The sequence below is a fragment of the Vibrio sp. McD22-P3 genome, from assembly GCF_021568915.1.
Lineage (GTDB): Bacteria > Pseudomonadota > Gammaproteobacteria > Enterobacterales > Vibrionaceae > Vibrio > Vibrio mediterranei.
Genome location: NZ_JAKGTN010000007.1, coordinates 166,278 through 180,269 on the forward strand (window position 1 = coordinate 166,278; position 13,992 = coordinate 180,269).

General features: G+C 45.2%; 15 protein-coding genes. 7 read left to right on the top strand and 8 right to left on the bottom strand.

Going from position 1 to position 13,992, the window contains the following annotated elements:
- The first annotated feature begins 3 nt into the window (after positions 1 to 3).
- Entirely contained in the window at positions 4 to 456 is a 453-nt protein-coding gene (locus tag L2W36_RS10400) for a beta-galactosidase subunit beta (protein ID WP_124941675.1), read from the top strand.
- Positions 457 to 548: 92 nt separating this feature from the next.
- Entirely contained in the window at positions 549 to 1,988 is a 1,440-nt protein-coding gene (locus L2W36_RS10405) for an amino acid permease (RefSeq protein WP_088877686.1), read from the top strand.
- A gap of 73 nt (positions 1,989 to 2,061) precedes the next feature.
- Here the strand turns inward: L2W36_RS10405 and pdxR are convergent, their stop codons facing one another.
- A complete protein-coding gene (gene pdxR / locus L2W36_RS10410) occupies positions 2,062 to 3,519 on the bottom strand; it encodes a MocR-like pyridoxine biosynthesis transcription factor PdxR (protein ID WP_236109989.1) in 1,458 nt (485 codons plus the stop codon).
- A gap of 91 nt (positions 3,520 to 3,610) precedes the next feature.
- On the opposite strand from pdxR, the gene L2W36_RS10415 reads away from it, so the two are divergent.
- Entirely contained in the window at positions 3,611 to 4,270 is a 660-nt protein-coding gene (locus L2W36_RS10415) for a pyridoxamine 5'-phosphate oxidase family protein (RefSeq protein ID WP_236109990.1), read from the top strand.
- 163 nt (positions 4,271 to 4,433) lie between these two features.
- Here L2W36_RS10415 and L2W36_RS10420 read toward each other — a convergent pair whose 3' ends face one another.
- A complete protein-coding gene (locus tag L2W36_RS10420; RefSeq protein ID WP_164491492.1) occupies positions 4,434 to 4,604 on the bottom strand; it encodes a hypothetical protein in 171 nt (56 codons plus the stop codon).
- Between the two features lie 491 nt (positions 4,605 to 5,095).
- On the opposite strand from L2W36_RS10420, the gene L2W36_RS10425 reads away from it, so the two are divergent.
- From L2W36_RS10425 to L2W36_RS10435, 3 genes are all read left to right on the top strand, one after another.
- Complete coding sequence (locus L2W36_RS10425) at positions 5,096 to 6,163, top strand: acyltransferase (protein ID WP_236109991.1); 1,068 nt, start codon at positions 5,096 to 5,098, stop codon at positions 6,161 to 6,163.
- Positions 6,164 to 6,205: 42 nt separating this feature from the next.
- Positions 6,206 to 6,931, top strand: coding sequence for a nitroreductase family protein (locus tag L2W36_RS10430; protein WP_171390527.1), 726 nt, complete (start codon positions 6,206 to 6,208; stop codon positions 6,929 to 6,931).
- Positions 6,932 to 7,072: 141 nt separating this feature from the next.
- Positions 7,073 to 7,546: a Dps family protein gene (locus L2W36_RS10435; protein WP_006070136.1), complete on the top strand. Its 474-nt coding sequence runs from the start codon at positions 7,073 to 7,075 to the stop codon at positions 7,544 to 7,546.
- Between the two features lie 42 nt (positions 7,547 to 7,588).
- Here L2W36_RS10435 and L2W36_RS10440 read toward each other — a convergent pair whose 3' ends face one another.
- Entirely contained in the window at positions 7,589 to 8,380 is a 792-nt protein-coding gene (locus L2W36_RS10440; RefSeq protein ID WP_236109992.1) for a hypothetical protein, read from the bottom strand.
- A 169-nt stretch (positions 8,381 to 8,549) separates the two neighbouring features.
- Between L2W36_RS10440 and L2W36_RS10445 the strand changes: the two genes are divergently transcribed.
- Positions 8,550 to 9,170 (top strand): glutathione S-transferase family protein, encoded by a 621-nt coding sequence (locus tag L2W36_RS10445; RefSeq protein WP_236109993.1) that lies wholly within the window; start codon positions 8,550 to 8,552, stop codon positions 9,168 to 9,170.
- 305 nt (positions 9,171 to 9,475) lie between these two features.
- Here the strand turns inward: L2W36_RS10445 and L2W36_RS10450 are convergent, their stop codons facing one another.
- Genes L2W36_RS10450 through atpA form a run of 5 tightly spaced genes read right to left on the bottom strand, consistent with a single transcriptional unit; the run spans position 9,476 to position 13,989 of the window.
- Positions 9,476 to 9,691, bottom strand: coding sequence for a hypothetical protein (locus L2W36_RS10450; protein ID WP_006070144.1), 216 nt, complete (start codon positions 9,689 to 9,691; stop codon positions 9,476 to 9,478).
- A 16-nt stretch (positions 9,692 to 9,707) separates the two neighbouring features.
- Entirely contained in the window at positions 9,708 to 10,151 is a 444-nt protein-coding gene (locus L2W36_RS10455) for a F0F1 ATP synthase subunit epsilon (protein WP_006070145.1), read from the bottom strand.
- Between the two features lie 11 nt (positions 10,152 to 10,162).
- Positions 10,163 to 11,548 carry a F0F1 ATP synthase subunit beta gene (atpD, locus tag L2W36_RS10460; protein ID WP_006070146.1) on the bottom strand — a complete coding sequence of 462 codons (1,386 nt, stop codon included), beginning with the start codon at positions 11,546 to 11,548 and terminating at the stop codon, positions 10,163 to 10,165.
- Between the two features lie 20 nt (positions 11,549 to 11,568).
- Entirely contained in the window at positions 11,569 to 12,426 is an 858-nt protein-coding gene (gene atpG, locus L2W36_RS10465) for a F0F1 ATP synthase subunit gamma (protein ID WP_031493101.1), read from the bottom strand.
- Between the two features lie 24 nt (positions 12,427 to 12,450).
- Entirely contained in the window at positions 12,451 to 13,989 is a 1,539-nt protein-coding gene (gene atpA, locus L2W36_RS10470) for a F0F1 ATP synthase subunit alpha (RefSeq protein ID WP_038230813.1), read from the bottom strand.
- Positions 13,990 to 13,992: the final 3 nt, after the last annotated feature.

A 13,992-nucleotide genomic window follows, 5' to 3' on the forward strand; every position in this document is an offset into this window, starting at 1 on the left:
CCCATGATCATCTTAGAGAGCTTAGAACAATTTAAGTCGGTCTATCGTGATGGCCGGAAGTGGAATCGTTGCATAGAAGCCATTGAAAATATTGAAAATATCAAAGATGGCGTAATGCACTCTATCGGGGATTCTCTGGTTTATATGATTGAAACCAATGAGAGCAAACGGACTGAACTCTTCGAGGGCAACCGTCGTTACTTTGATGTGCACTACTACTTGGCAGGTCATGAGGTTATTGAGTTTGCAAGCAAAGCCGACCTGACACTTGAGCAGCGATATCAAGACGAAACTGACCGAGAGTTTTTCTCTGGACAAGGTGAGCGACGTGAAGTCCATCAAGGACAGGTAGTGATTTTCGACAATAGCGAAGCGCATCGATTTGTCAGTAACGAGCCTGCTCGCAAGGTCGTGCTTAAAGTCACCATCGAAGATGGCTACTTCTTAAACAAATAACACTATTCGGGCCAGACACAAGTATCTGGCCCCCTCAAATAACTGCTCTTCAAGAATGAGAGTACAATAGACGTGATTCATTGGAGGACACTATGTCTGAATCTATGCGCGGCACAATAGGCAAGTTTGCCCTATTGTCCATGACATTTGCGGCGGTTTTCAACGTTCGCAACATTGTAAACAACAACATTGAGTTGGGCCTAAGCTCGGCTCCTATTTTCCTATTAGCGACAGTCGTTTACTTCATCCCTTTCGTATTTATCATCGCTGAGTTTGTATCCGCAAACAAAAACTCTGAATCTGGCATGTACGATTGGCTCAAAAAGCCACTAGGCACCAAATCTGCCTATTTAGGTTCTTTCCTTTACTGGTTTGTGAACCTATTTTGGTTTGTCTCCCTGCTTCCTAATGTTATTGCTTACGCGTCTTACGCGATGTTGGGTTACGAGTACACTTTCTCGCCATTAGTCACTTCTATTATTTCTATCGCACTGTTTGCGGCCGCTACTCACATCTCAACAAAAGGCGCGAGCTGGCTGGGTAAAATCGCTGAAATCGTTGCTTACGGTGTGTTTGCGTTATTTGCAGTTTACGTTCTTGGTGCATTGATGGCACTGAGTGGTGACCACACGCCTGCAGAGCCAATTACACTGCAAGCCATGACACCAACCGTAAACTGGGCAACACTGGGCATTATGTGTTGGATTTTCCAAGCCGCAGGCGGGGCAGAAACCGCAGCGGCGTACCTTAACGATGTCAAAGGTGGTCACAAATCCTTTATCAAGGTCATCATCGCCGCAGGTGTTGTGATTGGTGGCATGTACGCTGTAGGCTCATTGTTAGTTAACGTTTTTGTCGCCCGCGAAAACCTGACCTACGCTGGCGGGATGGTAGAAATCTTTAGAGGAATGGCACAGTACTTCAACATCTCAGAAACTTTGGTCGGTCGTTTCGTTGGTATTGTTCTCTTTATCGCTATGTTCGGCTCAATGATGATGTGGACCGCGGCACCAGTAAAAATCCACTTCTCGGAAATTCCAAAAGGAGTCTACGGCGAGAAAACCACAGAACTCAACGAACACGGCGTTCCTGTGCGTGCAGCTTGGTGGCAATTTGCCTTTGTCTTCGTGATGTTGGTTATCAACGGTTTTGGTTCAGAATCAGTACAAGACATGATGAACACCGCGATCAACCTCACCGCAGGTACCGCGATGCTGCCACCAATCTTTATCATGGTCGCTTACTTCGTATTCCGCCTCAAACATGACGACACGCCACGCGACTTCCGCATGGGCTCTCGAAAATTCGGAATGGGCGTGGTTTCAGTACTGATTGCTATCTTCGTGATTAGTATGACAGCGTCGGCCTTCCCAACTGGAGTGGATTTAGTCAGAGCGTTCTTTATCAACGTCTTTATGACTGCTGTTTTCTCTGGTCTTGCTTGGTGGTGGATTTCCCGCTTTGAAAAGAAGCAAGCTGATAAATCTCGCCTCGAGGAGCAGCTGGAAAGTAAGCCGATTACTCAGTCTTAATTTGGCTACCGCACAATAATGAAAAGGCACGAGTTGGTTACTTGTGCCTTTTGAGCATCCGTGAACTATAGATTTATTCCGCGGAGTCGACAGCATTATCGTTCTTTAGCTCAAAATAAAGCACTGACAATTTTTCAATACTCTCTGGTATCGACTCTAACGGCGCATTTCCATAACCTAACACAACCGAACCGCAGAGACGCTTGTGGTTGATAGGTTCATAATAATTCATCGGTCGCACCACGATATTATGAGATAGGGCGAGACCGGAAAATTGATGCTCATCGACGTCACTTTGCCACTGAACAGTAATGTGCAGCCCAGCTCCTTGGGAGACAACTTGCCACTCACTTCCAAAACGCTCAGTAATGCATTGCTTCATCAGGTGGTATTTTTGCTCATATCGACGGCGCATTTTGCGTATATGGCGAACCAACATACCTTCATCAATGAACTCAGCTAACGCGGCTTGTGTGTGCGATGGTGTGTCACCGGAAAGCGCGTCTTTTATTTCTAGACAGACTTTAACTAAACCTTCCGGAACCACCATATAGCCGATTCGTAATGCATTAAACATTACCTTACTCATTGAGCCGATATACACCATATGGTTAGCATTACCACTCTCTGCAGCCAACCCTTGCATACTTCGTAGCGGACGACTATCAAATTGGAACTCACTGTCATAGTCATCCTCAATAATCCAACTTTGGTTTTCTTGAGCCCAGCTGATTAACTGCAAACGTTGCTCCGTCTGAATAGAGCTACCCATTGGATATTGATTGCTTGGCGTTAAGTAAACACCTAGTGCTTTTTGGTTGATGATATGTTCGGTATTCAATCCATGCTCAGCTGTCACGTCGACAAATCCATAATCCATATTGAAGGTATCGAGCACCTTGACGACCTGACGGTAACCGGGGTATTCAACCAACAACTTGTCGTTGTTTCCCAAGCTATTGATTGCCAGCAAAGCGATAGCTATAGATTGCTGAGCTCCAGAGGTAATAATGATTTGGTTTGGATTACACACAACAGAGCGACTGCTAGTTAAATAACGATGCAACGCTTCACGTAGTGGTAGATACCCTTGTAGATCTTGGTTTCCCAGTAGAGAGATTCGGGTGCTATGACGTTGTAATAAGCGGTTCCATTGGGCTGTAGGAAACAGCGCTAATTCAGCGACACCAGGTGAAAATAAACCACTTTTAGGCGTGTTATCAACGCCCAACGCAATTTCATTCTTGCCTTCGGGCGCGTTGAGATATTGGTCGGGCAGGCTTAAAGAAACAAAAAAGCCGCTATGCGGCTTCGATACTAGATAACCTTCCGCTACTAACTGATCATAGGTTTGAATAATGGTATTGCGACTGACCTTAAGTTGGTTCGCCATCGTACGAGTGGAAGGCAATTTGGCGCCCGATACCCAACGTCCATTGAGGATCCTTGAGCGTATTTGGCTAAAGAGATTGTGCTGAAGCGTGACACCGGATTTTGCCAATGAGATGTCGCTGATATCAATAACATTCAAACTGGATCCACCATTTTTATCTATTTGGACCTAACTAGAGTACCAAATATTATTTACTTTGGCGTTAACTGCAATCGAATGGAGAACGCCAGTGCTTTCAAACACGACAAGAACACAGATTAAGAAAGGCAGCCATAAAGCTGTCTTCGACCCACAAGCACTCTATGACATTATTGATGAGTCATTAATTGCCCACGTCGCCATCAATGATGACAACGGTCCTATCGTGATTCCTATGCTGGCATGGCGATTGGACAATAAAGTCTATATACACGGCGCCAAGAACAGTCGTTTGCTTCGTACGCTCAAAGCGGGACAAAAAACCTGCTTAACGTTTACCCTGTTTGATGGCTGGGTATTGGCCCGCTCCGCTTTCCATCATAGTGCACACTATCGAAGTGCAATCGTCTTTGGCCAATTTGAAAACATTGAAGAAAATAAAGAGAAAGACCGAGTGTTAAACCACTTTGTTGAGCATATTGCACCAGGTAGAACTGAAGAAGTTCGCCTCAGCAACGATAAAGAGCTCACCGCAACGGACGTGCTTGCTATTGAGCTCAACGAAGCTTCGGTGAAAATTGGCCGTCATGGAGTCAATGACGACAAAGAGGATCTCGATCTAAAAGCGTGGGCAGGCATTCTACCCTACCGCACCGTTATAGGACCGCTTGAGCCTTGCGATGATCTCCATCCTAGTATCGAAACACCTGATTATTCGAGTGCATACAAGAATCGTTGGCACGAGCAGTAGGCTATTAACAGTTGTTGTTAAGCCGTCAATAAATGGTCGCTTCCAATACTAAGAAGTGGCCATCACTCCGATTAGCACTCCCATCGCAACCGCTAATAAACCGATGAAATAGAAACTCCAGCAGAGGGGCCGTCTGCGTATTGCTTTCGCCTCTTGAAGATCTTTAACCATCGAAACACACTCGATAGGTAACAATTGCAACGGCACCGACTAAAATCAGTAAAAACACCAATAACTCTATTAACCATTCTTTGTCATTCCAACCAAGAAACTCAACCTCACTCTCATTTAATTCAAAATTGAGGTCATCATAACCTTCATCTAACTCACACATAGCCACTCCTGCTCATCACGTTACAGATGAATACTACTCAGAGATAGACGTTCAATATATCAAGTAATATCTAAATATCGTTCAGATAAACTTAACTTTACGTGCGAGAAAAATGAGAGAAAAAAACGGCTCCTAGTTGGGAACCGTTGAGATTGGAAAAGTGCGTCTACACCATGTGTCAATCAAGACTTAAATCAGTGATTCAAGTTAATTACAAGCTTAAGGTACCAAAGCATTAAAGTGCTTCAGTAAGGGTACTTTAGTGAATCGGACAGCACAGGACAAAATAGGTCCTATCAAGTATTCTGATATGTAGCACGAGAAACGTGTAAGAATAGTCAACATCTGATTAGTCAAAACTGCGATATACAACAAATTGTTGCAATTCACATCAGGTCAGAGACGCAATTATTGACTTTGAACACTGCTAAAAATGGGCTAGATGGTACTGTTTGCTTCGAAGTATTACTAAGAGATTGTTACCTCCATTTATGTCATCAAAGCAGAAAATTGCCAGCTTCGAATTCGCTAGAGTCATCGCTCTGATCGCCGTCATTTTCATCCATTGTCAGCTCTTTATGGATTACGGGTTTATTAACGGTGAGCCTTGGCTTAACTACATCACCAATCAACTTGCTCGATTTGCCGTTCCGTTGTTTTTCCTTATTGCTGGATATCTTATCTATCCCAAGCTAAACGAAAAGCCATATCAAACCACCAAGGCTTACACTTTGCCTTTGATGCTCATTTGGGTGATTTGGAGCGCGATTTATTTAGTATTGCCTTTCAATTTAGCCGTAGTGGCCGAACATGGTTATTTAGCTGAGCGTCAAGGTTATTGGAACTATTTGCTACAAAGTCCGCTCAACTCACTGTTTGAAGGCGGATTAGTACACTTGTGGTTTATTCCATCGCTTGCGTTAGCGGTTTTAATGATTGCATGGTTTGTAGACAATAAGTGCCGATCACTTCTACTGCCATTCGCCGCCATCTTCTACGTTCATGGCTTAATGGCGGGCAGTTACTTGAACATTACCGAAATCGAAACACCGATCTTTAGTCGAAATGGGCCATTTTTTAGCTTTTTGATGGTCGCAATAGGATTTGAAGTAAGACGTAGAGAGTGGTCAATAACCTCGACACAAGCGGTGGTGCTTGCGTTGTTCGGCATGTTGCTGCACTTCTTTGAAGCGTTTTATCTCAACTCTCTTGGGCAAGTGTTCAACATGAATGACTTCCTACTTGGCACTGTTTTTTGGTCGACTGGCATTTTCTTCTGGCTTCTGAATCATCCAAACTTGGGGAACCATAAAGTCTGGCATGACCTAGCGAAGTGGGTACTTCCTATTTATGTGGTACACCTGCTCGTCACTATCTACATGAATAATATTGCGGGAATGTTGGGCGCAACCCAGTGGACACGTGATCTCATTGTGTTCTTTGGAACGCTATTTGGCTCGTACCTGTTAGTTATCTTGTTAGAAAAAACACCACTTGCATTTAAAAAGCTAAGAGGTTTGCCTAAACCAATTACGGCAAGCTCTTGTGAACCTCGATAAGACCTGTTAGAAAGTGTCCAATTTCAATGATTGGACACTGCAATGAGCCACCCATCTCATCTAGAACTTCTTCTTAATACTCGTCGCTCTGTTCGTAAATACGACCAGAGCGCGACCTTTGACCACGATGCCGTTAAAAAGGCCCTTGAACACGCCACGCTAAGCCCGAACAGTAGCAATATGCAGATGTGGGCCTTCCACCGTGTGATCAGCGAAGACAAACGCGCTGCATTGAGTGAAATCTGCATGGGGCAAAATGCCGCTAAAACCGCAAACGAATTAGTTGTGGTGACGGTGACACCAAACAAATGGAAGCAACGCGCCAAGATGAATGCAGATATTGTCCGCAGCAACTTTAACGGCCGCGAAGATGAGACCTCAAAGCGAGCATTTAAGTATTACGACAAACTGATCCCAATGGTTTATAACAATGACTCACTTGGCATCCGTGGGGTAGTGCGCAAAATATACAGCTTCTGGCTTGGCAGAAACAAACCGATGGTGCGTGAAGTCAGTAAGGAAGACGTTAGAGTCTGTTTACATAAGAGTGCGGCTCTTGCCTCTATGACCTTTATGTTGTCAATGCGCGAGCAGGGCTATGACACTTGCCCGATGGAAGGCTTTGACTCGGTGAGAGCAAAACAACTTCTCGGCTTAGGTGACAATGATGAAATTACCATGATCATCAGTTGTGGTGTTCGTACCGACGAAGGTATTTACGGCGAGCGTCACCGCGTTCCCAACGAAGAGGTGATTTTTAGTCACTAAATGGGGTAAAGGTTCATACTTAAAATTGATAGCATTTAGCTATCAATACAATATTTACAATCGATTTAACCTAAGTTGGTATTACTCATATACTGGCCTCAACGAAATAAGATTCCACTCTGATTTAAAGAGGACAGTATTATGACAAACACTAATTTTATCGGTCTAGACCAAGCAGCTTCTGACTCAATTGCGATTGAACTTAATCAGCTACTCGCTAACTATCAGGTGTTGTACATGAACACTCGTGGTTATCATTGGAATATCAAAGGTGAACAGTTCTTCGAATTGCACGCTAAGTTCGAGGAAATCTACACGGACTTACAAACTAAGATCGATGAGCTTGCTGAGCGTATTCTGACTATTGGTCATACTCCAGACCATAGCTTTAGTCGCTATCTAGAGCTAAGTGCAATTGAAGAGCACCAAAATGCCTTTCGCGGTAAAGAGTGTGTCTCTGGCCTAGTAAATGGTTTCTCTGTGCTTATCAATAAACAGCGCGAAATCCTAGAGCAAGCTGGCGAAGCGAGTGACGAGGGTACTGCAGCATTGATGGGCGACTATATTCGCGAGCAAGAGAAACTACTCTGGATGTTGAATGCCTATCTTCAATAATTCGACCGCAACAAAAAAGGCGCTTAAGCGCCTTTTTTGTCATCAATCTGTCTGCGAGGTTAGCGTGATATTCCCTGAATATCGATATTGACCATCTGGCCAAAGATGGGTCGGGTAATGATAGTCCCTAGACTCCATTAAAGAGACTAAATCTGGCAATAAATGCCTCAACTCTTTGCGACTTTTTACTCGCATTTCATCACTTTGCAAATCAGCACTGGACCCTAAATACGCTGCAGTTGCCAAGTAAAAGAACTCGACGGTTTTGCACGCATCATCACACGTTGGGTCATCATAATTGTACAATCCCTTTTGCTCGGCTAGCTGCCATTGCTGATACAGCGCACTTTGTTTTGCCTTTTTGTCGCTAAATACCGCTGGTAAATACGGCTGCCAACCCGCATTGACTATCAAATGATGTATCTCTTCTTGCGACGCATCTCGCCCAAACTTCGGTGCAGTTTCATCTGCCGATAAATCTTGCCCTAACATATGGTCAAAGTAGGGTTCGAGCTTTTCAAATGCATCATCACTAAAGCCTGATTTGCTCATCAACAAAGTAGCGTGATTACTTCTAAGCGGCTCTATGATATTCGGTTCATCAATCTGACCGTTTTGATCGTTGTCTAGCCATTGTGCGGTCACATTGGCGGCATGTTTGAGCTTATCTTGGGGTACCGATGAGGTGGCACAAATCGTAACCACGTCAAAGACTCGGGCTTTCTGGGTAAAGAAATCACCTGGGCATCCAGCAACAGGCGATTCGACAGAAGAAAACTCTCCCGCACTAGATAATGCACTGATAAAGAATAGTAAGCCTATACAACGTTTCATCCCTGCTCCTCAACCGTTGCTTATTTTTGGTCCTCATTCTAATAACAGTGATGAAGACTTACTGTATTAACAGGTCATTAATTGTCAGTGTTAGCCATTATTCTATTGCCTTATCAAATTAAATAGGTAACAATTATATTGCACACAATATATTTTCAAGGATATCGATATGATCAAGCTTCACCATCTCAATCACTCTCGTTCAAAAAGAATTATTTGGCTGCTAGAAGAGCTTGGTCTCGATTATGAAGTCGTCCCATATCAGCGTGACTCAGTGACATTTCTTGCACCGCCAGAGCTGAAATCTGTACACCCGCTAGGCAAATCTCCAGTAATAGAATTAGACGGCCAAATCATTACCGAATCCGGCGCTATTACTGAATATCTTATCGAGCGATTTGGCGCAGACCAATTGGCACCAGCTCGTCAAAGCCCTGTCTATGCCGATTATCTGACTTGGTTACACTTTGCAGAAAGTTCTGCGATGCTTCCGCTACTCCTGAAAGTGTTTCTTGCAAAAGAGCCTGCAGAAACTGCCTTCCTATCAAGTTATGCAGATATGGAACAAAACAAAGTATTAGATTTTTTGAATCAGCAACTTGAGGGTAAACGCTATCTGATTGAAGATCGTTTGACTGGTGCAGACATCATGATGTCGTTCGTGGTGGATGTTGTCGCGAATTTAGGCGTCATTAACCAATACACAAACATTCAGCGCTACTCTGAACAGCTCGAACAAAACCCAAACTACCAAAAGGCTATAGAAGTAGAACAAGCAAATAATCGTTAAGTTTAACGCTAAAAATAAGCGGCTGTAGAAAAGAAAAAGCCGTCACTCCCAACTATGAAAAGAGTGACGGCTAAGTGCTGAAACCAATCTGGATAAGTGGCGATGGAGTCACTTATATAGATTGACCTCACCTCAGTGTCCGGTTTGTTGAGTGCTGAGTTCAACTCAACGGAGCTGAGAGGACGGTATAGCCAGTTCTTGTTTTAGAAACATCAAAGCCTTCATTGGTGAATATGAGCCTTTAAAGTTTCGTTGCCGGGTTCGTCCTGTTAGCTAATGAGATTCGAGCCTCATCGTTGCTTGTGTTATTTCTTGTCTTCTGGTTTGAACTCTTCGTTATCATCCACGGTCAGTGGTTTTCCATCTGGTCCAAAAATCGCAATCGCACTGCCCAAACTCACTAGACGCATAGCCAGTGATGGAGAAACTGCTTTCTGGACCCCTTTTTCTGCTAAGATCTCACCTTCCCAAGCTCGGTCCATGTAGCGACCACTTTGTGTAAACTCAATAACTGTTCTCATGATCTTTCCTCCGGTTTTAATATCTAGCTCGCGCAACGGTAAGTTCTACCGCTCGTAGTTGAGCCAGTGCTTTTGCAAGTTCGAGCTGCGCCTGAGCAAAATTAACGTCGTCGGTATACTTGTTAATGTTCTCTTCGGCTGCGCGGCGCGCCGCTTCCGCTCGAGCTTTATCAATATCTTTGCCGTGTAATGCCGTATCTGCGAGTACGGTAACCACGTCAGGCTGTACTTCTACCAAGCCACCCGATACATACAAGATCTGCTCTGGTTGCTTGAGATCACCAAGAATTCTTGCAACACCTGGCTTGATCTTGCTGATTAATGGGGAGTGGCCGGGACGAATCCCGAGCTCACCATCCGCTCCGGCAACGGCGATTGCATGAGCTGGCCCTGAATACAGCGTCCCTTCCGCACTCACCACATTGAGTTGAAAGGTTGTTTGTGAAACACCTATTGCCATCACGTCACCCCTTACAGTGTTTTCGCTTTCTCAAGCACTTCGTCGATAGAGCCGCAGTACATAAATGCTTGTTCTGGGATATCGTCATATTGACCGTTAAGCAGACCTTGGAAGCCCGCAATAGTGTCTTTCAAAGGTACAAACACCCCTGGCTGTCCAGTAAAGACCTCAGCTACGTGATACGGCTGCGTTAAGAAACGCTCTACCTTACGAGCTCGAGATACCAGTTGCTTGTCTTCTTCGGAAAGTTCATCCATACCCAAGATGGCAATGATGTCTTTGAGTTCTTTATAACGTTGCAGTGTTTTTTGTACCGCTTGCGCTGTGTCGTAGTGCTCTTGACCAATTATTTGCGGATCAAGCTGGCGAGACGTTGAGTCTAGCGGGTCGATCGCAGGATAAAGGCCAAGTGCTGCAATGTTACGTGACAGTACAACCGTTGCGTCCAAGTGAGCGAACGTCGTTGCTGGCGATGGATCCGTTAAGTCATCCGCTGGTACGTACACCGCTTGAATCGACGTAATCGAGCCATTTTTGGTAGACGTGATACGTTCTTGCAGTACACCCATCTCTTCCGCCAGCGTTGGCTGATAACCTACTGCTGATGGCATACGACCTAACAACGCTGATACCTCTGTACCCGCCAAGGTGTAACGATAAATGTTATCCACGAATAACAGTACATCACGACCTTCATCACGGAAGCGTTCCGCCATGGTTAAGCCTGTCAAAGCAACACGAAGACGGTTACCCGGTGGCTCGTTCATCTGACCATAAACCATGGCCACTTTGTCTAGAACACCTGCTTCTTTCATCTCGTAATAGAAGTCGTTACCTTCACGAGTACGCTCACCAACACCAGTGAACACCGAAAGCCCTGAGTGCGCTTTCGCGATGTTGTTGATAAGTTCCATCATGTTGACGGTCTTACCTACACCAGCGCCTCCGAACAGACCGATTTTACCGCCCTTAGCAAATGGACAAATCAAGTCGATAACTTTCACGCCAGTCTCAAGTAGTTCAGTACTGTTTGACTGATCTTCGTAGCTAGGCGCTGGACGGTGAATCTCATATGACGCTTGTTCGCCAATTGGACCACACTCATCGATAGGTTGGCCTAGAACGTTCATAATACGCCCTAGTGTTTCCTCACCTACAGGTACGGTAATTGGACTACCTGTAGTTTCTACTTGCAGACCACGTCTTAGGCCATCGGATGAGCCCATTGCGATACAGCGAACCACACCGCCACCAAGTTGTTGTTGTACTTCTAAAACAAGTGAGCTGTTTTCATCACCTACGACTTTTAGAGCGTCGTATACTCGCGGACCGCTGTTTTGTTCGAACTCTACGTCGACAACGGCACCGATGACTTTGACAATTTTGCCAATACTCATAATCTTACCTCTGAATCCTGTTACACCGCTTGAGCGCCGGCGGTAATCTCACTCAACTCTTGAGTGATCGCTGCCTGACGTGCTTTGTTGAACACGAGTTGCAAGTCATCAATTAACTGACCTGCATTGTCCGTTGCGGCTCTCATCGCAACCATTCGCGCTGCTTGTTCACAAGCAATGCTCTCTACCACACCTTGATACACAAGAGACTCAACGTAGCGCAGCATCAAATGGTCCAAGATATCTCTTGGTGCTTGCTCGTAGATGTAGTCCCAACGTGTTTCTTTTTCCGCTTCTTCTTGCTTAGGAAACGGTAACAGCTGCATCACGGTAGGTTGTTGCGTCATGGTGTTTACAAATTGGCTATAAACCAGAAATAGTCGGTCTATCTGCCCTTCTGCGTAATGCTCCATCATGGCGTGGACAGTACCCAGTAGCTCTTCGAGCTTTGGGTGGTCTCCCAAACCTGAGGTTTGAGCAATGACACGCCCTGATGATTGAAAAAAGCTGATTGCTTTTGAACCAATCAATGTGGTGTCAACTTCGACACCTTGCTCCTGCCAGCTTTGCATTTCAGACAAAACTTTTCGGAACAAGTTGGTATTTAAACCGCCACATAAGCCTCGGTCTGAAGAGATAATGATGTAAGCAACCCGCTTAACTTCTCTCTCTTGCAGATACGGATGGCTATATTCCAACGTACCGCCAGACACGTGACTGATTACTTTTTTCATGTTGTCTGCATAAGGTCGAGACGCTTCCATATTGTCTTGAACCTTACGCATTTTGCTTGCCGCCACCATCTCCATCGCACTGGTGATTTTCTGAGTACTTTGAATACTCGCAATCTTGGTGCGTATCTCTTTGGTATTTGCCATTACTGACTCCTACTTGGTTGATGGTTAATATTGCAGCGCAGAAAACTCTTCTAGCAGCGTATAAAGCTTGCCTTCGATTTCCTTGTTGTAATCACCAGTTTTGTTGATCTCTTCGAGTAGATCAGCTTGAGTCTGTTTGGCAAAAGCCACCAAACCATCTTCAAACTCCGCGAGCTTGTTCAGTGCCACATCTTCCAAGAAACCCTTTTCGGCTGCGAAGATGACTAATGCTTGATTCGCAACAGACATTGGTGCGTACTGCTTTTGCTTCATGAGTTCGGTCACTTTTTCACCGTGGTCAAGCTGCTTACGAGTCGCTTCATCTAAGTCAGATGAGAACTGCGCGAAGGCAGCTAGCTCGCGGTACTGAGCCAATGCGGTACGAATACCTCCAGAGAGCTTCTTGATGATCTTGGTTTGTGCTGCACCACCTACACGCGATACTGAGATACCAGGGTCCACAGCAGGGCGTAAGCCAGAGTTAAACAGCTGAGTCTGCAAGAAGATTTGACCATCGGTAATTGAGATAACGTTAGTCGGTACAAACGCAGATACGTCACCCGCTTGTGTTTCGATGATCGGTAATGCGGTTAACGAGCCAGTACGACCTTTAACTTCACCATTAGTAAAACGCTCTACATAACCCTCATTAACTCGAGCTGCGCGCTCTAGAAGACGTGAGTGAAGATAGAAAACATCACCTGGGAACGCTTCACGACCCGGTGGGCGTTTTAGTAGTAGTGAGATTTGACGGTAAGCAACAGCTTGTTTAGACAGGTCATCGTAGATGATCAATGCATCTTCGCCGCGGTCACGGAAATATTCACCCATGGTGCAGCCTGAATACGGTGCCAGGTATTGTAATGCAGCAGATTCTGATGCTGACGCCACCACAATAATGGTGTTTGCTAGTGCGCCATGTTCCTCTAGCTTACGAACCACGTTAGCAATCGTTGAGGCTTTTTGGCCAATCGCGACATAAATACATTTAACGCCAGTGTCACGTTGGTTGATGATGGCATCGATAGCCATCGCCGTCTTACCTGTTTGACGGTCACCGATAATCAGCTCACGCTGACCTCGACCGATTGGCACCATAGCATCAACCGCTTTGTAACCAGTTTGAATTGGCTCATCTACTGATTTACGGTCGATTACACCCGGTGCAATCACTTCTACAGGGTCAAAGCGTTCAGCTTTCACTTCGCCTTTGCCATCGATAGGCTGACCCAAAGTGTTCACCACACGGCCAAGCAGCGCAGGGCCAACTGGCACTTCTAAGATACGACCCGTACCACGGACCTTCATCCCTTCACAAAGGTCAGCATAAGGGCCCATCACTACCGCACCAACAGAGTGGCGTTCTAAGTTAAGCGCTAGGGCAAAACGGTTATCTGGTAACTCAATCATCTCACCTTGCATAGCATCCGCAAGACCGTGAATGGTGATAATACCGTCACTGACCGAAATGATGGTTCCTTCATTTCTCGCCTCACTCGCCATGTCAAAATTGGCGATGCGCTCTCTGATCAGTTCACTAATTTCATTTGAATTCAATTGCATCTC